Source organism: Deinococcus psychrotolerans (genome assembly GCF_003860465.1).
In the GTDB taxonomy this organism is placed as follows: Bacteria; Deinococcota; Deinococci; order Deinococcales; family Deinococcaceae; genus Deinococcus; species Deinococcus psychrotolerans.
In genome coordinates, this window is sequence record NZ_CP034187.1 from 133,838 (window position 1) to 154,781 (window position 20,944).

The following is a 20,944-nucleotide window of genomic DNA, read 5'->3' on the forward strand; positions in this document are numbered from 1 at the left end:
ATCGATCAGACTGAACTACTCCTCCACAACACCGTAGCAAGCTCATCCAATTGCTGGCACTTTCTGTTCATGCAAGTCCATTCAGAACGAAAGGAGCCCAAGCCTGTAGAGGATATTCGTCCTCGAGCATTCTTAGCTTCTCCTGCCGCACCGCCTCCTGCCATGAGAGGCCCTGCAATCGGCCCGCATAGACGTTCTCCATCCATTCTGACGTCGTCTGATCCAACACCGGCCACAACGTCGTGATTGTCCGCTGTGCTCCGGCCAAAAATGCCGCCTGTGAAAGTCCCACCACGCCGCGCCCGGCCTCCATCCAGCCAAGACCTGAGTTGCACGACGAGAATGTGACGAGTTCTGTGCTCTGAAGATTTAAGCTCGCCAACTCCCAGGCACGCAGTACACCATGAAAGTTCTTGCCGGTATACCCATCCAGAAGCACTACTGCCTGGGAGAACGGGTGCGCTGGATCGAAGCGAGGCTCAAGTTGCCTGTCCAGGTTCTGCTGGTACAAAACTGCAGTGTCGGCTTCGTCCCACACATCCGAGTGGGTTGAGAGATGCAGCACTGACGGCGAGAAGGTACTGTTGAGCAATATCTCCTCTGACGCGGTAGGGCTTAGATACATAATCGTGTCCTTACCATGTCGCTCGAGCAGCTTGGCTAGGTTGAGAACTTCGTTTCTGGTTCCTGGCAGATTCAGGTAAAGGGGGAGCTCGGACTCCGCTCCCGCTACGAATACCTCCGCACGAGTCGTAAAAGACTGCGGGGATCGCCCATTGTTCTTTTCGGCGGAATCCTCACCGTCTTGTTGGAAAGACTGTACACCCAGCAACAATGCGGGATTTTGGTTCTCTCCGTACAGTTCTGCTAGATGGTGCAGTCGTACGAGATCCCGTGGAGTGGGGATTGAACGTACGCTCACCTCATGCAGCAGTGTTGTCGGGATCCTATTTTTATTCTCTTCTGCCTCGGCATCACAGAGCAAATCCCACGGAAGGCCATACAGGTACCCGTCAGCGCTTATAACTAGGCTCTCCAGACCAATACCGATTCGCAGTTCATTTTTGATTGGGCTGATCAGCATTCCGTATAGTGACTGCAACTCGCTCTGAAGAATCGGGTTATGCAGTTCTAAGAACTGCTGACCCTCTCCCGCAAGGAGGGCCCGTAGTTTCTTCACGTGCGCCTTCGGACTTTCACGATACGTGTGGATGTGGTGATTATCTTGGTGCAGAATCTGTGCGTGTACTTGATCACCAAGAACGATGAAGTTTAGCAGTGCTTCTTGGGGACGCAGCACTGCTCTGACATTTTCAGCGGTGATCATCCGCAGCCGCAATTCGTCTGCCAGTTGCCGTCCCTGAGGATGCGTCTCAAGTTGCTTCTCGAGCAGTTTCAGTCGATTGAGCAACTGAACATACTGCGGTAAATCCTGCGGCTTATCACTGTATCTCAAGCGTGCCAGTTGTGCCTGCAGGCTTAAGCGCTCTTCAAGCAGACTTCGAAAGGAACCTTGTGCTTTGGCATAGAGGATACTGGCAAGGCTCTGCTCGATGTCTACGTTTCCCTTATAAGTCAACAAAGCGGTGATGCCGTCAGAAGCTTCAGGCATGTGGTTTTTCAGTCTCGGAAGAGTATCCAACAGGAAAGCAAGATCATTGTGCAATCGATGCTGTCGGTCAGACGATTTTGCCCGAATGCCTTTACTGCTGAGGGGAAATTGATCCTCATGTAATTGAATGAGCAGGCTTTTTGAGATGAGACTTACAGAAGACACAGGACGGGATGAGTTGTGATGCATCCGAGCAAGATTGCTTAGTCCTGCTGACACCTCAGGATGCTGTTCAGGCAATGATATACGGTGAATGTTCACAGCTTCTTCGAAGAGTTGTTCCGCTTCTTCTATGCGCCCCACCTGAAGATAGATACTCGCCAGATTGTTAAGAGTAGCAGCCGTATCTGGATGATTCTCGGGCAGTGAAACACGTTGAATAGATGCGGCCTCCTCACCGGCCCAGACCGCTGCTTGAAACTGCTCTAACCGGCTGTAGGCTCTGGCAAGACCGTCAAGACTGGAGGCGATAAGGGGATGATATTCGGGTAGAGAGGTACGACGAATGTGCAGTGCTTCTATGCCTGCTGCGACCGCATCCTCGTCTCGTTGCGTGTCCTGGTAGGCGTTTGCCAGCGTGTTTAAGCTCTCGGCGATCGTAGGGTGTTCGGGAGGGTGAGCTGCCCTATCGATGCGTGAAGCTTCTTCTGCCGCCTCTACAGCTTCCTCGAAACGACCAAGTTTGCGGTACGTTTCGGCGAGGTTACCGAGACTGGAGGCAATGTCGGGATGGTCTTCGGGGAGGACAGCCCGACGTATGCGTAAAGACTCCTGAACGGAGTCAAGAGCCGCATCGAAGAGTCGTAGGTGAGAGTAAATGATTGAGAGGTTGCTTCTGACAAGGCCAAGATCCGGGTGATCCTGAGGAAGAGATGACCAGATACGCAGCGCTCCTTCAGCTGCTTCCCGTGCCTCTTCAAATCGGCGCAGATTCATGTAGATCCCAGCCAGGTTGTTAAGGCTCTGCGCGATGTCAGGGTGTTCTTCCGGAAGCGTCTTCCGGCGTGTGCGCAAGACTTCTAGGTGAATATCGAGTGCTTCTTCAAATCGTCGTGCTTCAAAGAGGATGATGCCGAGGTTGACATAAGTTTCTGCTGTAGTTGGGTGATCCGCTGGGAGGATCTGGCGATAGATGTGGAGGGCTGCGGTGAACGCATTTACCGCTTCATCCTGTTGCCGCAACTTGTAGTAAGTGTTGCCAAGGTTATGTAGGCTTTGAGCAATATCGAGATGAAGCTTAGGAAGCGACGAGCGACGTCTTAGTAGAGCCTGATTATGCCTGTCAAGAGCATCTTCATAGTTCCGTAGCTCGAAGTACGCTATGCCCAAATTATTATAACATAGGGCTATCTTTGGTTCGTCTTTTGGTGTTTCGGCTATGTATATTTGTAGGGCCTCTTCAAGCATACCTACCGCACGTAAAGGCTGATTGAGTCTAATGCAGGTGGCTCCGAGATTTGAGAGGGCGGCAGCAAGATTGGGGTGCTGATCGTGAAGTGACTTCCTCTGTATTAGTAGAGATTCTTCAGCGGCAGAGAGCGAATCTTCATATCTGTGCATAGCACCGTATACTCCGGCTAAGTTGGTCAAGCTGTCGACGATATGTGAATGACCCGCTGCGAATGTATCGCGGGCAATGCGTAATATTTCTTTATACATTGCCAATGATTCATCATATCTATCCAAGTCGTAGCACTTTTTAGCGAGATCCATTAACAGTGAGGCGAACTCTATGCGGTGATTTCTCAAATGTAGATTTTGCCGCTTTACAGCCTTTTGCAGTATGGACATTCGTTCCAACGGGGATCTTATTTCATGTTCCAGTGTTATTATCTGCGTCAGAATGTCGTGATGAGAGTCAAGATGGAGCGGTTTCGATTTCAACCCTACGGAGTGTAATTTTTCTAAATTTTTGAGGTCTAAAATTGTCGGGCCAGTTGCGGAAGTTTTGTGTGATTGTTCTGGCTGTTTTTTTACTTCTTTCATTGCCTACCTCGTTCTCTATTAAGATGCTTAAATTTGCGTACACGTTGCGCAGATTCTATGTGTCGTAGTAAATTAGGTCGTCTTATGATTATGTAGAAGTTTACTATAAACCAGTTGTGCGGGTTACGCTCAAGAATGTTTGGGCCAGCACAAAAAATCTGGCAGTTGTGCGACCAGGCCATCTCTAGACATCTCTGAGAATTCAAAAAACATGCTCCCAAAGCTTTTTGATGGGACGTTTCTCAAATTGCCAAACCTGCACAACTGATTATGAGGCGATCAGAGCTTAGAGTGCGGTTTTGAGCAACCAGAATTTTGGAAAACTTTGTGAGTGATAATGTTAAATGTTATGCGAGACCGTTAAGGACGAAAGGGCCCCAGGCCTGCAAAGGATATTCGTATTTGAGCATTCTCTGCTTCTCCTTCTGCATTGCATCCTGCCAAGAGAAGCCCTCCAATCGCCCCTGATAGACGTTTTCCATCCAATCCGGCGTCGTACGGTCTAATACCGGCCACAAGGTGGTAATGGTCCGCTGTGCGCCCGCCAGAAACGCTGCCTGCGATAATCCCACTACCCCTCGACCAGCGGTCATGTCGCCCAATCCGGAGTTGCAGGAGGAAAAAGTCACCAGTTCGGTACCCTGCAGATCGAGGCTCCCCAACTCCCATGCACGCAGCACTCCCTTGAAGTTGCGGCGAGTGTAGCCGTCGAGCAGCACCACCGCCCGGGAGAAAGGATGAGTGGGGTCGTAGCGCGGATCGGCACGTTGAGTCTGGTGATAGAGAGTCTGAGTCTGCTGAGCTTCCCAAACATCGGAGTGGGTGGAGAAGTGCAGCACCCAGGGAGCGATCCCAATATTGAGAAGAGTGTGCTCGGATGCCTCAGGGCTGAAGTGGGCCACCACTTCACGGCCGTGCTTGGCAAGCAGGGTGCTGAGTTGCTCGATCTCTTTACGGGTTCCCTGCAGATTCGCATACATGGGAAGGTTCGCGTTCCCTCCCTCAGTCAAGACCGCACTCCGCGTTGCAAAACTCACTCCAGGATCTGTCGTGGTGATGTAGGGCACGTCTGCTTCTAGGAGAGGCAACTGTCCTCTGGACTCTGCATCAATTTCAGTGGCAGAAGCTTCCAGATCCGAATCCAACTGGGCCTGATCATTCAGTTCAAAGGATTGGACACCAAACATGACAGCGGAGCCAGAAGTAGGTGTGTGAAGGGACTGAAGGTGGTGAAGACGCACGAGATCCCGGGGAGTCGGTATCAGTCGCACCTTAAGATGAGCCAGCAGAGGATCTGGAGTAGAGGTATCAGGTGTGCAGAGCAGATCCCAGGGTAAGCTGTACAGGAAGCTGTCCCCGCTAATCACCAGTCGCTCCAATCCTGTGTTTAGCCCTAGGACTTCTGCGATGGGACTAATAAGTGTTGTATAAAGCTCCTGAAGGGGCTCAAGAACGATCATATCGTCCAGCATTAACTTTTCGCTATGCAGAATTTTTCGCAATCCCGCCACATGTGTCTCCAAATTCTCGGTGGCGTATTTATGTAAGTGGTGCCGACCGTCGGTATGCAACACCTGAGCGTAGATACCTCCTTGTAGAACGAACAGATTCAGGAGTGCTTCATTAGGCTGCAGTGCTGACTGTATGCGGTCAGCGGTAATCATGCGCAACTGCAATTCCTCTGCCAGACGCCGTCCTTCAGTGTGCGTCTCCAGTTGCCTTTCTATACGCTGTAGTTGTTGACTGACGTCTGCCACGCGAGCAAGGTCCTGATTGTCGGTGCTGTATTGCAGACGGGCCATCTCGCTCTGCAACTGCTGACGTTGGTCCAGCAGGATGCGAAGCCCGCTGCCTTCCAAGGCGGTGGCCTGCAAGATGCTCGCCAAACCCTGCTCAATGTCTGCATTTCCTTTGTAGGTCAGCAAGGCGGTCACAACTTCGTCAGCAACAAGCTGATCCTCAAGCTGAGTGAGGAGATCCAGTAGCAACACTAGGGTGCCTGCCACCGACTCTATCTCCCTCACGCTGTGCTTCTTTCCCCACACTTGTTTGCTACTCAGGGGGAACTGCTCGTTACGCAGTAGCATCCCCAGCGCTTCGGCAGCCCTACGTATGCCCGGCTTAAGATACCCAAGAGCTCTGTATGCTCTGGCCAGAACGTGGAGTGTCACAGCGATGCGATGATGATCCTCGAACAAAACTGTTCTAAAGATATCCAGAGATTGCTTATATAGGCTGAGAGCCTTCTCAGGCTGCGCTAGAGCCTGATAGGTATTGCCAATGTTGTACAGGCTGTCTGCGATGTCCAGATGGTTTGCGGGTAGGACTTGACACCTGAGCGTGAGGGCTTCCTCGTGACGCTCAATGGCTTTCTCTAAAAAGCCTAGCTCCTGCAGCAGGTTGCCAATGTTGTACAGGCTAACTGCGATGTCCGGATGGTTTGCGGGTAGGACTTGACGCCTGAGCGTGAGGGCTTCCTCGTGACGCTCCATGGCTTTCTCTAAGAAGCCTAACTCCTGCAGCAGGTTGCCAATGTTGTTCAGGCTATTTGCGATGCCCGGATGGTTTGCGGGCAGAGCCTGACGATTGATGGTGAGGGCTTCCTCATAACGATCCATGGCCTCTTCGAAGCGGCGCAGATGAGACAGCACGATGCCGAGGTTGTTCAGGCTATTTGCGATGCCCGGATGGTTTGCGGGCAGAGCCTGACGATTGATCGTGAGGGCTTCCTCGTGACGCTCCATGGCCTCATCGAAGCGGTGCAAATCAGACAGCACGATGCCGAGGTTGTTCAGGCTGCCAGCAATGTCTGGATGGTTTGCAGGCAGGGACTGAAGCCTAATCGTGAAGGCTTCTTCGTGACGCTCCATGGCCTCATCGAAGCGGTGCAAATCAGACAGCACGTTGCCGAGGTTGTTCAGGCTGCCAGCAGTGTACTGATGGTTTGCGGGCAGGGCCTGACGCCTAATCGTGAAGGCTTCTTCGTGGCTTTCCAAAGCCTCATCGAAGCGGTGCAAATTAGACAGCACGTTGCCGAGGTTGTTCAGGCTATCTGCGATGTCCGGATGGTTTGCGGGCAGAGCCTGACGCTTAATCTTGAGGGCTTCTTCGTGGCTTTCCAGAGCCTCATCGAAACGGTGCAAATCAGATAGCACGTTGCCGAGGTTATCCAGAATAATAGCGAAATCGGCCGTCCGGCGCAGGTGTACGCCTTGACGCGCGATCGCCTTAGAAGTGATGGTCAAAAGGACACTAGGGGGGCGCAGATCATGCTCAGCACGCAGTAGTGCCTCCAGAATTCTCTCCTGCGCTTTATAATCACGTGCCGCAGCTTTAAGATTTAAGATATGCCAACGGCAAAAGGCAGTCAGTTGCGCCTCATTGGCGTCCATGCGTGCAATGCGTTGTAATTCCTTGTCAATCCTATTCATGCCAATCCTTTGTCAATCAGCAAGCGCGAATCTCAGTTCAGAAGGTGAGTACTGCTTACTGCCGTTCTGCCGTGCAGCACAGTGACCTGAGCAATGTCCTCCAGCGTCAGAGCCTTTATCATCTGCAGGTTTATGGAGGTGAGGTCCACTACACGCAACTGACGACCCAGCACCTCCAAGGAGTGGTGGAGCAAATCACCGCTGACACTGCCGTCGCTGGTTGTCAAACGCACTACTGCCCCTGGAGTGAAGTATGGGAGGTCGGCGTCCACGTTCAGTTGCCAGGTGTTGCCCTGCAAGGTGACGGCGGTGAGATTCAAGACTTGAACCTCACCGCTGCTCAGGTCGGTCACATTCAGCACCTGTGAGAGGAATTGGCCATCCCAATCCGCCTCGGACTCCAGAACGGAATCCGCATCGTTGCTGCTCAGCAGGTATGCCTGGTCTGCGTCAAGCACCTGATACGCGCTGTCTTGCGCCTTCAATTCTTGATGCAGTTCCACCCAGGTGGTGAGCTGATCACGCAGCGGGCTATCGCCAGGGATGCCCCAGATGTTCAGTGGACTCATCTCACCGAATACACCCACAGGCAAAGCTGTGGTTGGAGTGAGGGACGCACGGCTGCGGGTACCGTGAGTGACCGGGTAATCTCCCTGGGCATAGCCGGGAAGGTAGATCTCCAGCACCTCTGCCACGAGTTCGGTGGGTGCGGCCAGGGTCTGCAACAGCGCATCAAGTTCACTGGCCAGTTGCATCTTGTCTGCATTGACCTCCTCTCTGGCTGAGCGGCGCACGTTGACCAGCGATGTGCCTGCCTGGGCGTTCTTCAGGTGCTTGTGTACCTGAGCACATACCGCGTCGATGCGCCTCTCGACGTCATCAGCCGCTGGGGACGTGTGAGCCGGCTGTGCTGTGTGCAGCCCAACCTTAAAGCGCTCTATGTGCTGAAGTTCTTGTTGGAATGGTGTTAACATTCAGGTCTCCTTTTATGGCGAGGGGCCATTCCCTCCAATAGAGTGCATGGGGAGCAACCGTAACCAAAAGTGGGAAATCTTAGAACCTCAGATGCTGCGTCAAACGCCTAGAGGCCCGTACTGAGTAAGGAGGTGGCGGGGAGCGCGGCCGGTTGGCCACGTGTGGATCACGTAAAAGATGACGTTCAAATCCTCTGCCATGGGCAGTTGGTTGCGCAGTAGGGTTTCTTGAACCCGTTCGATGGTCTTGCAGAAGTCCGTGTAATGCATGTGGTTGCTCAAGCGCTTATATATCCGCAGATTTCTGTGCGCAATTTTTACGGGCTCTCGATATTCTTTCAACCAGGAAGAGACGATATCGGCGACTTTACTTGTCGCAATCTGCACGCTTCCAGAAGCAATCGAATTTTTGCGTGAAACGACTCCTGTAAGTGAGACTGACGTCCATTGTCCACTAGCAGTGTCTTGCATCTCAAGGTCTTGAGCATATTCAAGACCGTACGCCAGAGTGCCGTTGTTTCGGCGGTACAGACTCACCGTGGCGAACCCACGTACCTCGAGTGTAGGTTGGATCCTGGCAGCTTGGATGACTGCCAGTGGGAGGGCCACCCAGAGATGCATGTCTGGTGAACGCTGTTCATAGAATTTGCGCCCATTGATTTCAATTTTCTCCAAACAGAGAGCCCATTCAGAACCCAGTCGGCGGGTGCTGAGCTGGTTATCGAAGTCACAGGCTGCTTGCCCAGAGAAATAGATGCGGGTGCCAGCGAGGGGCTGAAGGTCAATCCGGTCGGTCAGCATAGGCTCCTATCATGTGTAGCGCGGGCGGTAAATTCTGGGCTCGCTGAATGGAGGGCTGTCGCTGATGTCAGAATGCCCCGGCTCAAAGTTTGCCCTTGCAGAGTGGAAATTCCCGTCTTCTCATTTGGCTTTCATCTAGGATATGGCATCCTAGATGACCTTTAAACTCTCTGCAACATCCTACATGAAACTTACATTTCCCACTCTTAGGTCAATGACGCAGATATGCTGAATACTGATATTAATCGCCGTTTCTTCAAGCCCAGCCTACAGGTCGCCTGTCGCCCAGCGTTGACGAGTGTTCAGCGTATTTGAGTTTTGTTTTGACACTGTAGGTGGATAGTACTCATGAGCATTGACCTCAGGCGCATTAAGAACAGTCAGACCGCCGCACGAGCCGTGTTGAATATCATGGCGCATTACCACGTGACCCTAACGAATTACAAACCAGTGACATGTGCACAGTTCCTGTTGCTGGGTCTTGAGACGTTCACGGAGGATCTGGATTACCGTCCGGACCCGGAGCGCCGAGTGCTTGATGTGATTGAGGTGCTGCGCAGGTTGCCTTCGCAGCAGAAGGTGGCGGAGATGTTCGCACAGTCACTTAGCCGTGCAGACCTGCGTTCTGTTGGGTTCACAGCTGAGACAGTGACCATGGGAGACCTCGGGGAACTGAGCGCACGAGCGGAACGCAAATCGTATCGGTATACGAAGATTGTCGGCAGTCAGAACTTCAAGGCGCAGCTCGACAGAGGAATGCTTGCAGAACTGCACAGCATTCTCGAGATCGTAGGTATTGGACCATGCGGATTCTCGGTGATGCTGTACCACTTGGTGAAACACGATCTGTACACCCACTTTTATACGAACTACCAAGTGAATATGGAAGATTCCCCGGAGCTTGATCAGTACACACACGCGCCGCTGTATTTCGCAGTGAAGAGCTTCTTGCTCGCTCGGGAGGACGTGTTTGATGAGGAATTGCGCCTTCTAGAGGATGGTGCAGTAGGAGGCGTCCAGCGCTTCCTACAGAGGCAGGGAGTGTATCGAATTAGCGATTGGTTTGCACTGTCCTCGCAGTTCGTGGCGAAAACTCTCCAGATATACATTGAGTCGCACGGGGGTGTAATGAACTCGCCGGTAGGAACGCTAGTCTTGCTGGAGCCGAGAGAGGCATATCGTCAGCACCGCCGGTGGCATCAGGTGTACCGCGAGGAGGCAGTGGACTTATAGTTCATTACCTGAGCTCGACTTTGGCCATTGACAGGGGAAGCAGCGTGCTGGGCTTGCCCCGATTTTGCGGTTCTTCCGCTAATTCCGTGCAGTAGGCCATTCCAGGGTCAATTCGCTGAACTCCGGTAGTGCAACATTGTCTTCAACGTCATGTTTTTGGGTTTTGAAACTGAGACAGAGACTCAGATCTCGCCGTTGCACGGAAATGCCGGAAGAACCGCAAAACTGGGTCACCCTCAAGCAGGCCCTTGACCTCGGCTAGAACAGGAAGTAAGTGAGCTGTGCTGACCTGGGCGCTGGTATGCTCGAGGACACGGGAGACGAGCGGCGTAGCGTCGCCAGCGGCGCTGTTCACGCCAAGAAGCGGCACCGCTCGTCCCCGAAAGAGGACGGAGACGCGGATCAAGCAGAATTTCTCGAACAGGACGCTGGTATCCAGCGCCAAGATCAGGGTGTGTTCGCCCCAGTACCGCAAAGCACGAGTGATCAGGGGACCGTAAATGCTGGTAGGGTCAATGGCTGGATTCTTGAGCCATCGACGGACTCGGCGCTCGGTGCTTTGAGCCAAAGTCGCTCCAGCGTTGATGTGAGACAGCCAGTTGGGAAGCGTGCTGCGCTGGGACAGCAGCAATCCACTCACCATCCAGGACAAGGTTCGCGCGTTGCGGATGTCGTTCCACAACCCGCTCTGGAGATGGGTAAGTACTGCTGGGTAGAGTCGGGAAGCGTCCCCAGTGGCATTTTCGGTCTTCACAAACAGAAAGTGTGACCTACCGGGGACGCTTTCTCATAAAATCTGTCAGGCCATCAGAGTGCTTTATTCAGAACAGCACTTCATAAATCATGTGATTGGGCCAGGCTTTTAGCACTTTAGTCTGAGATTTCTGAAGTCAACACTGGCCTGAACGTTATTTCTGTCATTTAAGTGAAACTGTGAAATGTCAGGGTTTGAATTCCGTCGCAGAGCCTTCAGCTGAGTTCCAATGCTCGTTATTACACCTGAGGTACTGGTGAGCTCGCATACGCAGGGTGCTCTTCAAGGGCGCGGTAGGACTCCTCAAAACTCAGCAGTACATTGGAGAGCAGGGTGTCAAAGGTTTCTTGGGGCCACTTTGCCAGGACTGGGTAAAAGCCATAGTATTGTAGCGAGAATTCTCCTCTGGGACTGAGAGTGCGGGAGAATTCAAATCCGACGTTGAGATGATTAAGCAAATCGAGAACTTCAGTCTGGCGCGACAGGTAACGCTTCTGGGTGGTACATGTGATTGCGAGAAAGTTGCTATTTTTGACTTTTTCGCTTATTTCAATACGCACAACGGCATTGCCCATCTCTAGATGCCAATTCATTTGACGGATGAGTGAAGAGCTACTAAATTCATCGAAATCGAGCTGAAATTCGCTCATTTCGATGTACTTGGCCATATTTTCCAGAGTCATGAGTGGAATCTCAACCATACCAATTTCTCCTTTCTAATTTCGACGCATGAGTCTCGATTGATTGGCCTGCCACTAAATTCTTAGGGATGGAAATAGAGAGCTTGATTCGCAGATTCTATATGTATCGTGCGATTATCCTGCCCGACCCATCGGGTTTGGGTATACACGTCAACGACGAATGTTCTATCGGTGGGGCGGTAGAGGGTGGGGTCGTGAGCGACGCCGTGGATCCCGCTGAAACTCGGGTGTGCGCTTTCGTCTGAGGTTTTAAGGGTCAAAAGGACAAAAGGACTACACCCTCATACTGTATTGGTGCACCGCCGCTTGCGTTTGAGGGTTTACGTCTGCGTGTCGTCAGTGTCGTTCATGACTTCTCCTCAGTGAATGATGGGCTGTGAAAGTCGTGGTGGTCATGGTCACTGAGTTGGGTTGGGTTGGTTTGGTTTAAAAGCGGCTTGCTGTCAGACACGTGTTGAGGCTCAAACAGATCCTGCATGAGCTGATCGAATTTCTGAATTGATTGCTGGAGATTGCTTGAAGCAACCTGGTAGTGCTCTCTGGCTTTTAGAAGGCCCGACCGTGTCATTCGTGGGTTGGTGTCGGACTGGAGGTACCGGGCTGGACTCAGGTTGGCGTCCACAGCAATTTCGGCTCTCGGGACAACCTGCCAGCGTGGGTGGTTTGGTAGAGGCCCAGCAGCAGCGGACAGCGCTGTCCACCGTTCATCTGAGAATTCATTGGGGGCCTCAATCACGCGGTTCACCATGTCCGACTGTAACCAGTCGTTGGGTTCGACTTCGCTCAGATCAACGAACACAACCGCCTGGTTTGCTCGGCTTCTGTCGAGCACCAACAGACTCGGTGAACCGCCGGAATCTTTGGTAGTGCCCGGAAGCTGAACCACAGCCCGGAGCCAGTCTTCAGCGATTAGGCGGCGTCTGATGACCGGCTCCGGACGGCTGCGGTGGAGGTAACCGCCGCTGACGATGATTACGGCACGTCCGCCCGGCTTGAGAGTTCCCATCACCTGTCCAATGACCAGCTCTTCAATGTATTGTCTGGCCTGGCCCACTGGAGCTTCTACCGGTGGGTGGGCGACTACTCGGTCGTAGAACTCTTCTTTGAATCCGAGCAACGGGGCGTCGGCGCTCAGTGGTATGTATCTCAGGTGAGCAGTCTCTACTTTGCTAATAAGCAGCAGCAGGGCACACACGCTCAGCGCTTGCATGTCGCTTCCACTGCCCATTAGAACGGCCTGATCACCGTAAAAATCTTTATTCAACGCCAGCAGTACCTGCCCCCAGCGGCACTGCACATTCAACACTTCCTGGCCTGGTCTTACTTGGAGCAGTTGGGCTGCGAGTTGTGCGGCAGCTGGTGGGGTCGGCGTGAACGCTCTGACAAACCCTGGGCGGCTCAGAAGTACTGTTGAGAACACGTGTCCGTAATCGGTTGTTATTTTGGGTTTTGAAGACCATAAGTCAGTCATCACTGAACACAGCTCTTCGATCATCTCTGACCAGTTGGTGGTTGGTGGCAGCCCGCGCAGAGGTCGCCGGAACGAAAATTCGTTCAGTCCGATGTCAGCCAACGAAGGCGAATTCGCGGTATCTGCGGCCTCCTCAACTTTGAATTTTGTCAGCAGTGATTCGAGGTAATGATCGACTGTTTGATGACGTTCCCGCTGAGGAATACGTCTCATTTCGTCTGGGCAGCGCTGACTCAGGAGCAACAACGCTCCCAACAGCTGGGCAACACCGAACTCGTCCTTGGTTTTGAGAAGGTGGTAGGCGCTCAGTAAAACCGTTTGAGGGTTGATCTGAGGGCCAATCACGCCTCTACCGCCAGGCGAATTGCGGCGTCTGCATAGTAGGCACGCTGCTCAACAACTGCGTCTGTATTGCGGCGCACCTCATCGAGTTGCCGAAACATCTGCGCCAACTGCTGCTGCATGTTCCATTTTGGCAGTGGCACTTGGAGCTGGGAGAGAGCTTTCAGGTTGATGGTGGTCGTGTTGGTGGAGGTCTGTATGTAAGGTTGCACCAGGGCTTGGCCATATACAGATCGCAGCAGGCCTGCCAGGTAGTAAGGGTCAACTGTCGCGGGGTCGTGTAAGCGTAGCGAGGCCAAGATGCCTGAGGCCACCACCAGATCCTCTGGCTCAATCGCTTCAATCACACTGACACGGAAAGGCCGGTTGCGGACGTTAAAAAGGAGATCGCTTCGCCTGAGCAAATAACGGGCATTGAACCCCGCTATGGCTTCTACAGGTCCATGGGGTACAGCACCAATGTAGGTCAGATCCTGGGTGGTCATGACCTGTCCCATGTTCATTGTGCGCTCACGGCGCGTTGGGTCTTGCCGACCCTTGCCAGGCCACCCATGCTGCAATTTGCCTAATTCACTGAGTGGAAGATGAAGCACTGATGAATCCATTTTCTCCCTTTTCGCGCCGTAGTCTTCGGACGCGGCGTTACGTTTACCTTGTAACACTGTATCATGACTTTAGAGCGAATGACAACGTCCATGACTAAAGAGGTGTGTTGTGAAAATTCTCCCCCAACTTGAAATCACTATCCCTATTATTTGTTCGAGTGAAGCGCGGCCCCCGACCAAAGTGAACATGCTCATAAGATTGGTTCTGGGAGATAGGCTACCGGCGGGGTTGCGTGCTAGACAGCAGGAAACGCCAGTGGGTCCGAAATGAAACGGCCCCCGGTTGCATCGGGGGCGCGTATGGCCGGTTTACAGAGCGGCCTGCTCCTTAGACCATCGTTCGACTTCTGCTTGGCTAAGGCCTCAGCTATCCAGCCAGACGAGAGTGTGAGGCTACTCGCCGCACTGCGTCTGAAAGGTGAACCCATCTGCCTGCAAACTTTTGCAGATGGGCCAGCTGATCTCTACAGCGCCAAAACCGGTACTGGTAAAACAGGGAAAGCCTGGAAATCGAAGGAATTCTGTCTGATAGGCGTCCCCCAATCGAGCGGCAAAATGACGCAGATGATTGGACGCACTGAGCAGATCAGCAGTTGTAGCCTAGAAGATATCAGTCAGGGGCCGTTTAAGTATCCTAATCTGGCCCGCTGCAGTGTGTCCTTCACAGTGAATGTCCTCAAACCCAACGCACAGCAGCGTAATGCTGACAATGTGCAGCGTGTGGCCGCCGTATTCATCGATCTGGACGGCTCGCCCTTGCCTGACGACTTCCCGCTGAAGCCGACGGCCGTTGTCGAGAGCAGCCCAGGCCGCTTCCACGTTTACTGGGCGGTCCATGACCTGGAGCTGAGCGGCTTCACCGCCGTTCAAAAGTATCTCGCCAGTCTGTACGGTGGTGACGCGGCTGTGTGCGACCTGGCGCGGGTGATGCGGCTTCCTGGGTACTGGCACGGCAAAAGGGAAGACGGTTTTCTCTCTCAGCTGCTGGAACTGAACTCAGATGCCCAGTACAAACGCGCGGATCTGCTGGGCTGCTTCGACGGCTTGGCTGATGCTCTCGAAGCAGCTGAGGTGGCCGAGGCAGCTCGGCTTCAGAAAGCAGCTGACCAACTGGCGCGGGCTGCGGTGCTCAAAGCGGAAATGGCCAGCAGCCCTGCGATGAATCGGGCGGCAGCCCAGCAAAAATACGGTCAGACGATCCTACTCGGTGAGCTCAGCATCTTGGGCAGTACGGCCCAGGGTGGCCGAAATCACCAGCTCTATAAAGCGGCGGCCGCACTGGGTGAATGCGTGGCCGCTGGGATTCTCGAGAAAAGCAGCGTCGAGGCCGAGCTGACGTCGGTGGCTCTGGCAGTGGGCCTGGATGACGACGAAACGGCCAGCACGATACACAGCGGCCTGACGGCTGGTATGAAAAAGCCTCGTGATCTGTCGAATATCGGTACGAGGGCGGATGTACGAAAAAAGAAGTCGCTCAGTCAGGTCAGCGCAGTCACGGCCTACATGAAGGTCAGTGGCCCCGCTCTACAAGTTGCCGATCAGATCCCTGCCCCAGAAGTGCACACCGACAATGGGAAGCTGGACTATTCAGACGCCCAGGTGCTTTCACTGCTGGGTCTGAATTCGTGGGGCGTGGTCAGTCCACACAGCGAGCAGGCCCACGCGATTCGGCTCAAGGCCATTGCTAGGGACGACCTGATGTACGTGCCTGGAAAAGATGGCCGTGAGTGGCACGTCTGGACCTCGCGTCATTGGCGTGACGGAACCGGGGCGCTGGCGCTTGCGAAGCGTTATGTGAACAAGCTGAGTGCATCTCTGGCACCGGAAACGGCCCGTCTGGAAGTTCTTGCAGAAGTGCTGTCGGCAGCAGACCGGCAAGAAGACGCGGCGGCCATGAACCGAGCAGCGAGGCGGCACATGCGGGCCGCCAAAGCTACCGAGGAGAACAAGCGCCAGCGGGCCGTATTTGACCTGTCCACAGTTCACTTTCTGGCCCCGCACGACGCGCACGAACTGTTCGCCCTGCGCCCGTGGGTGCTGGGATTCCAGAACGGCACCCTGGACGGCAATGAGTTCAGGGAACATCGCCGTGATGATTACATGCTGTCGCTCCTGCGCGTGCCCTATGCCGAGGACTGGCAGGGAGGCGAATGGGAGGAGGTGCTGAATCGCATGACTGGCGGGGATGTTGAGCTGGCTCAGAGCTTGCAGGATGTGGCCGGGTACATCCTGAGCGGCTCAAGCTCGCAGCGGGTGGTGTTCATAGCCTATGGCCCAGCCAGGAGTGGCAAAAGCACGTTTAGTGCCCTGCTGGAGACGATGCTGGGTGATCAGGCCAACACGATTGAACCCAAACATCTGAGTGGTGATGGGGTCCGCGGATTGCTGGGGTCGCGCCTCTGGAATCGACGCCTGGGCGTCTGCCATGAAGCGGGAAAAGTTCCTATCGACTCCGAGTTGCTAAAAACCATGAGCGGCGGGGACAACTACACGGTCAAACATTTGTATAAAGACGAGTTCACGGCGCAGCCCACACACGCTCTGGTGCTGGTCGCCAACGATCCGCCTCGCCTCGATGGGCTGGACCCTGCTTTACGTGAGCGCGTGGTCGCCCTGCCGTTCGAGTACGACCTGGATCCGCAAGGGCATCGCGAGCTTTTCAGTGGGAGAAAGCTGGAAGAAGTGCGGCGCGAGCCTCACAGTGCTCTGGTGAGGGAGTTCTCCGTCTGGGCCGCCCAGGGAATGCGGAGTGTGTTCCGGTCACGGTCAATTTTTCTCGCACCTGCTGTCGCGCTCGCCACCGCAAAACTGTGGGATGAGATGGGCAATGAGATGGGCGGATTCTGGGAAACGTTGAAAACTTCGGAGATCAGTCTGGGCATCGGAGTGCGCGAGCTGCGCGGTCGGTACGTCGATTGGTGCGGCCTAAACGAGATAAAAGCCCTCCCATCACGGAAGTGGGATAAGGCGTGTGAGGCCATTGGGCTTGACAAGAAGAGTACGGGGGCCGAGTGGATCTGGAAATGGAGCCGCGCTGGAGTGGCCTGGCCGTTTGACAATTTGACAAGTTTGACAACTTCACAGAAAGTTACCACAGGAAAATCTGAGACAGCGCCAGGAGGGGCTCAGAATAAAGGAGATATATCCCATGGGGAATTTGCTGAAAAAACTGTCAAACTTGTCAATTTTGCAGGCGAAGCCCCGGAAGTGGGTCCGCTCAAAGTAGTGTTCTAGTGCAGTTCAGTGATCTTCAGGCTGCGCTGGCACGGCGTTCTGCCGTGTTACGCTTTGCTCCGGATGGTGAACATCTGGAGTGTGAGGCATTGGAGCCTTTGACCTTCGAAATTGTCAAAGCTTTACAGGAACACCGGGCAGCCCTGCTGCATCAGGTTGAGACAAGGCTGCAAAACGACACAGAACGACGGATCGCCGCGCCGCTCGACCAAGATCAACCAATTTCTGAGGCACTGGAAATCAGCAAACAGCTTGGCCAACGGGTTTCCCAGTCTCGCTGGCCTGAGCCCGCACAAGTTGCGCTTTCACAGCAGACCGGCCACTGCGGCTCCTGTTCCCGTTGGGCGGTTTATCCTGATCCGGCAGATCACATGGGCATGTGTGCAGCTGACCGCCGCGCTCATGGCTGGTGGGACGGTGCGCCGTCTGAATCTGTCGAGACACAGGCCACCCTCTGCTGTAGGGTAGAGAAGGGTCGAGGCTGGCGTCCACGGAAGACGGTTACCTGAATGGATACCCAACGCCACGAGACAGGTTAACGAGGCCATCATCATCTCACTGCCCATTTGATGATAGCTCATACGGTGTTCCGGGGAGCTGGATGGAGCGGCAGGGTGAGCAAGGGACCGAGAAGTGATTGGCCACGGTGACGAATGTTATGCATAGTCTGAAAGAAGCCGAGATAGAGCGGCAACCACTTCTAAGAGAGGCCTCGGTGGGGACGTAGCCAAGACCGGAGCAAACTCCAGACACCTTCAATGGTGTTGACGTGGACTTCGTTTACACCGTCTCCATCTGCATCTCTGGTAAATTCGCCGTCACTGTGGTTCACGGTGACATGGACATAGCCCCATTCTGGCAAACGACTGTAGACACTGTACTCATCGGTGTTGATGACACTGCCGAGCTGAATATCAGCAGCGATAAAGGGCTTGATGGTGGCTTGCTGAACGTCGTCACACAGATGCAAGATCAACTGACCTCCACGCGCGATGGTGCCCAGGACCGGCGGCTTGTCTGAAACGGCAGTGCCACGCCCACGCTTGCCTTTCAGACGTCGTCTTCGTCCAATGCGCCCCTTTTTCAACCTCCTGCGGCTGACCTTTGTGACCAGCAACGATGTAGATCTCATCAATCTCGACAGTGCCCGCAAGTGTGGGTGTGGTGGACACGTCCACCACACCTCGCTGAAGCGTGCGAGTCATATCCTGCACGTCATCGACGTTCAATCCGAGTTCCTGGGCGATTTGACGGTTGCTCACATTGAGCCCCATCAGGTAGAGACAGGCGACCCAGAGCTGTAACGGTTGATGATGGCCTGCAAACACCGTGCTGGTCAGGTCATCGAACTTTTTGGTGCAGTTTAAACAGCGGTATCGCTGTCTGGCCCGCTGGGTGTCGTCCGGTAATGCTTTAGGAAATCCTTCCAAAAAGGTGCGCCCACTTGCGAGGGTGGGGCACACTGGAGGGAAATCATGGGAAAACAACGAAAGAAGTGGCCGACCGACACCAAAGAGTAGATCGTGCTCGCTGTCTTCGGCGGTCAGCTCAATGTGGCTGAGGCAGCTCGGCAGCACGGCGTCAACGAAAGCCTGATTTACACCTGGAAAGCTCAATTTCTGGAAGCGGGTCGTGCCCGTGTCTTGGGCAGAACAGCACCGGTATCGGGCCTGCCCGCCTTGCAGGAGATCGAACAGACGACCGGCACGGCGAGTTGGAGCGGGAAAACGAACGCCTCAAGGCATTGGTCGGTGAGAAGGAACTGGCGCTTCATATCGCAAAAAAAGCTCGGGGTCTCTGAGTCCGGCCCAGCTTCTCGTACTCTACGAGGCGTTGCTCAGAGACCAGCCACAGTTGAGTCTGGCCCGCTTCGCGCGCGAAGCGGGTGTCCCCGCCTGGACGCTACGAGATGCCCGCAAGCAGGCCCTCCGTCAGCAAGAGCGCGACGTCGAGCAGCAGATCGTCCTCGAACAGGTACGCACGGTGGCGCTCGCTCACCCGACCTATGGTTATTGGCGGCTTCATCGGGTGCTGCGTTCGGCCGCCAGTGGGCCTTCAACGTTCGGTCTGCTCGGTCAGCACACGGTGCGCCTGGCGCTGGGTACCCTGGGGATCAACCCACCACAACCCCGAAAGAGCCGCAAAAAAGCGCTGCCTGCCGCACTCGAAACCCTGTGGCCAGCAGGTCGCCGGATCCAGATAGACGCCACCCACTTCACGCTCGCGGATGGGGTGTGCTGGGCCTACCTGGTGCTCGACGTCGACACCCGCGCCATTCTGCACATTCACGTCATTCGGAGTCTGTCTGCTCTGAGCGCGGTCACCGCGCTCAGAGCAGGTGTGGCCACACTACGTGCTCAAGGCGTCCACGACGAGGTCCTGATCATGACGGACGGTGGTTCTGATTTTACCTCCGGCGTTTTTCAGGACGCTTGTCAATCGCTCGGTGGCTGGATCCGGGCCAAAGTCTCCCAGCGGGGCGGGATGGGAATCCTGGAGCGCACCAACCGCACGCTGAAAGATGAGTTTGTCTTCCGTGAGGACTTCTGTTCGATTCGAGAATTAAGGGATGGAGCCGACAGATTTTTGGGTTGGTACAACCACATTCGGCTGCACTCCGCCTTGGGCTAGGCCTGCCCCTGGGCTAAGCTGCTTGAGACGGCAAAGGCTCGCAACGCCGCCTGAAGGATTTCTTGGAGCATTACCTCCTTGCCTTGTTTGATAACATGCTGGGCATTGCAGTGCGGACAGCGAACCCCCTGCGGCCAGCGTTCCCCACGAATGACCTCATAGCACTTTTCGTCGTCCAGCGACTGTACTAAGCTCAGCATCCGTCGATTCTAGTCTTGTGGCTCTTCAGCTCCCTGGAACACCGCATGAGCCAATCATAATTGGGTGCTGATCACACCAGAATACGCAGCGGGCGCTGAGCTATCTCAATATCGCTCTTCGAGCGGTTCATCATGCGCTGAGCCGTGGTCAGGCAGTGTTCTCGCGCCTGATGTTCCAGGGGGAACCTGACCCTGAACCATCAGGTCAGCGAAAACGCCTTTATACCCCCTCTCCAAACTACCCTTGAAGTTGGCTGGCAGCTCGTTTTTCGTCCGCTCTCATAAAATCTGTCAGACCGCCAGGGCTATCAACTCACGCTCAATCCTCAGAATCACCACGTTTCGCCGTGACAGGAAGTCCTGGTCGATCAATTGCTGAGCAAACGCCTCTCGCATCAGGGTATTTGCTAGGTGACGGGCATCAGCTGTTCCTGGTTTCGTCGCCACCTTCAGTACCTTGTCAAGATCATCCCAAGACACTTAAGACTTGGTGTTTTCGAGCTCCGCAGTGACTGCTCGCTCGAAAAGTATTTGGCGTCGTACCTGATATTCCTGCATGGCTTGCTTCTGGGCAGCGATCAAACGCCGCTGCAATGAGTTGACATGCTGCTGGAACAACGCTTCAATCTTCCGCCGCACCGAAGGTGTAGCGCGGCACAGCAGATGATGGCCTTCTAGCCAAGTGACTGAAGCTGGTACCAGAGCTTCAATCAGACCACTGTAGAGTAAAGCTTCCTCTCGACTCTTCAGCAAAACTTCAAAGTCGCAGACGAGATCAGCTCGCTCCTTGAGTACGTTCTCAGCAAATGGAACGTTGAAGCTGGCATCCAAGTCAGCCAAGGTCAGCCTGGTGGTCTCGAGGCGCTGAAGCAGCAGAGCAACAGCTTTTGCACGTTCACCCTCGTAAGGACTGTGGAGGGCCAGTTGCAGCACTCGCCTGAGCTGTTCTCGTTGGTCTTCCATATTACC

The 20,944-nt window shown here is 54.3% G+C and carries 15 protein-coding genes; 4 read left to right on the forward strand and 11 right to left on the reverse strand.

Annotated elements, in window-relative coordinates:
• Positions 1-67 precede the first annotated feature (67 nt).
• The 4 genes from EHF33_RS20280 to EHF33_RS20295 form a co-directional block, all read right to left on the reverse strand.
• Positions 68-3,598, reverse strand: a complete 3,531-nt coding sequence (locus EHF33_RS20280; RefSeq protein WP_124875668.1) for a CHAT domain-containing tetratricopeptide repeat protein — start codon at positions 3,596-3,598, stop codon at positions 68-70.
• A gap of 347 nt (positions 3,599-3,945) precedes the next feature.
• Positions 3,946-7,029: a CHAT domain-containing protein gene (locus tag EHF33_RS20285; protein WP_124875670.1), complete on the reverse strand. Its 3,084-nt coding sequence runs from the start codon at positions 7,027-7,029 to the stop codon at positions 3,946-3,948.
• Between the two features lie 32 nt (positions 7,030-7,061).
• A complete protein-coding gene (locus tag EHF33_RS20290) occupies positions 7,062-8,003 on the reverse strand; it encodes a hypothetical protein (RefSeq protein ID WP_124875672.1) in 942 nt (313 codons plus the stop codon).
• A gap of 99 nt (positions 8,004-8,102) precedes the next feature.
• On the reverse strand, positions 8,103-8,804 hold the full coding sequence (locus tag EHF33_RS20295; protein ID WP_124875674.1) for a hypothetical protein: 702 nt from the start codon (positions 8,802-8,804) through the stop codon (positions 8,103-8,105).
• A gap of 348 nt (positions 8,805-9,152) precedes the next feature.
• Here EHF33_RS20295 and EHF33_RS20300 point away from each other — a divergent pair, with 348 nt between their 5' ends.
• Entirely contained in the window at positions 9,153-10,037 is an 885-nt protein-coding gene (locus EHF33_RS20300) for a hypothetical protein (protein ID WP_124875676.1), read from the forward strand.
• A 148-nt stretch (positions 10,038-10,185) separates the two neighbouring features.
• Here EHF33_RS20300 and EHF33_RS20305 read toward each other — a convergent pair whose 3' ends face one another.
• The 4 genes from EHF33_RS20305 to EHF33_RS20320 form a co-directional block, all read right to left on the reverse strand.
• On the reverse strand, positions 10,186-10,791 hold the full coding sequence (locus EHF33_RS20305) for a hypothetical protein (protein ID WP_206431661.1): 606 nt from the start codon (positions 10,789-10,791) through the stop codon (positions 10,186-10,188).
• A gap of 239 nt (positions 10,792-11,030) precedes the next feature.
• A complete protein-coding gene (locus EHF33_RS20310; RefSeq protein WP_124875678.1) occupies positions 11,031-11,492 on the reverse strand; it encodes a YbjN domain-containing protein in 462 nt (153 codons plus the stop codon).
• Between the two features lie 346 nt (positions 11,493-11,838).
• Positions 11,839-13,308 (reverse strand): N-6 DNA methylase, encoded by a 1,470-nt coding sequence (locus EHF33_RS20315; protein ID WP_124875680.1) that lies wholly within the window; start codon positions 13,306-13,308, stop codon positions 11,839-11,841.
• Complete coding sequence (locus EHF33_RS20320; protein WP_124875682.1) at positions 13,305-13,790, reverse strand: restriction endonuclease subunit S domain-containing protein; 486 nt, start codon at positions 13,788-13,790, stop codon at positions 13,305-13,307. The genes EHF33_RS20315 and EHF33_RS20320 overlap by 4 nt, the downstream gene beginning before the upstream one ends.
• Positions 13,791-14,210: 420 nt before the next feature.
• Between EHF33_RS20320 and EHF33_RS20325 the strand changes: the two genes are divergently transcribed.
• A complete protein-coding gene (locus EHF33_RS20325) occupies positions 14,211-17,144 on the forward strand; it encodes a phage/plasmid primase, P4 family (RefSeq protein ID WP_164473653.1) in 2,934 nt (977 codons plus the stop codon).
• A 98-nt stretch (positions 17,145-17,242) separates the two neighbouring features.
• The gene (locus EHF33_RS20330) at positions 17,243-17,653 is read left to right on the forward strand and encodes a hypothetical protein (RefSeq protein WP_124875686.1); all 411 of its coding nucleotides are present in this window, start codon (positions 17,243-17,245) and stop codon (positions 17,651-17,653) included.
• A 191-nt stretch (positions 17,654-17,844) separates the two neighbouring features.
• Here EHF33_RS20330 and EHF33_RS21695 read toward each other — a convergent pair whose 3' ends face one another.
• Positions 17,845-18,276, reverse strand: a complete 432-nt coding sequence (locus EHF33_RS21695; protein ID WP_420889986.1) for a transposase — start codon at positions 18,274-18,276, stop codon at positions 17,845-17,847.
• A 722-nt stretch (positions 18,277-18,998) separates the two neighbouring features.
• Between EHF33_RS21695 and EHF33_RS20345 the strand changes: the two genes are divergently transcribed.
• On the forward strand, positions 18,999-19,775 hold the full coding sequence (locus EHF33_RS20345; protein ID WP_241191476.1) for an integrase core domain-containing protein: 777 nt from the start codon (positions 18,999-19,001) through the stop codon (positions 19,773-19,775).
• Here EHF33_RS20345 and EHF33_RS20350 read toward each other — a convergent pair.
• Positions 19,772-19,975: a transposase gene (locus tag EHF33_RS20350; RefSeq protein ID WP_124875690.1), complete on the reverse strand. Its 204-nt coding sequence runs from the start codon at positions 19,973-19,975 to the stop codon at positions 19,772-19,774. The two genes, EHF33_RS20345 and EHF33_RS20350, sit on opposite strands and share 4 nt — an antisense overlap.
• Positions 19,976-20,455: 480 nt before the next feature.
• Entirely contained in the window at positions 20,456-20,938 is a 483-nt protein-coding gene (locus EHF33_RS20355; RefSeq protein WP_124875692.1) for a hypothetical protein, read from the reverse strand.
• Positions 20,939-20,944 lie beyond the last annotated feature (6 nt).

What these genes read in the sequence shown, in the direction of transcription:
- EHF33_RS20310 (WP_124875678.1), bottom strand. Translation starts at nt 11,492, where the DNA reads ATGGTTGAGATTCCACTCATGACTCTGGAAAATATGGCCAAGTACATC.
- EHF33_RS20325 (WP_164473653.1), top strand. Translation starts at nt 14,211, where the DNA reads ATGGCCGGTTTACAGAGCGGCCTGCTCCTTAGACCATCGTTCGACTTC.
- EHF33_RS20285 (WP_124875670.1), bottom strand. Translation starts at nt 7,029, where the DNA reads ATGAATAGGATTGACAAGGAATTACAACGCATTGCACGCATGGACGCC.
- EHF33_RS20350 (WP_124875690.1), bottom strand. Translation starts at nt 19,975, where the DNA reads ATGCTGAGCTTAGTACAGTCGCTGGACGACGAAAAGTGCTATGAGGTC.
- EHF33_RS20320 (WP_124875682.1), bottom strand. Translation starts at nt 13,790, where the DNA reads ATGACCACCCAGGATCTGACCTACATTGGTGCTGTACCCCATGGACCT.
- EHF33_RS20300 (WP_124875676.1), top strand. Translation starts at nt 9,153, where the DNA reads ATGAGCATTGACCTCAGGCGCATTAAGAACAGTCAGACCGCCGCACGA.
- EHF33_RS20280 (WP_124875668.1), bottom strand. Translation starts at nt 3,598, where the DNA reads ATGAAAGAAGTAAAAAAACAGCCAGAACAATCACACAAAACTTCCGCA.
- EHF33_RS20295 (WP_124875674.1), bottom strand. Translation starts at nt 8,804, where the DNA reads ATGCTGACCGACCGGATTGACCTTCAGCCCCTCGCTGGCACCCGCATC.
- EHF33_RS20290 (WP_124875672.1), bottom strand. Translation starts at nt 8,003, where the DNA reads ATGTTAACACCATTCCAACAAGAACTTCAGCACATAGAGCGCTTTAAG.
- EHF33_RS21695 (WP_420889986.1), bottom strand. Translation starts at nt 18,276, where the DNA reads ATGAGATCTACATCGTTGCTGGTCACAAAGGTCAGCCGCAGGAGGTTG.
- EHF33_RS20355 (WP_124875692.1), bottom strand. Translation starts at nt 20,938, where the DNA reads ATGGAAGACCAACGAGAACAGCTCAGGCGAGTGCTGCAACTGGCCCTC.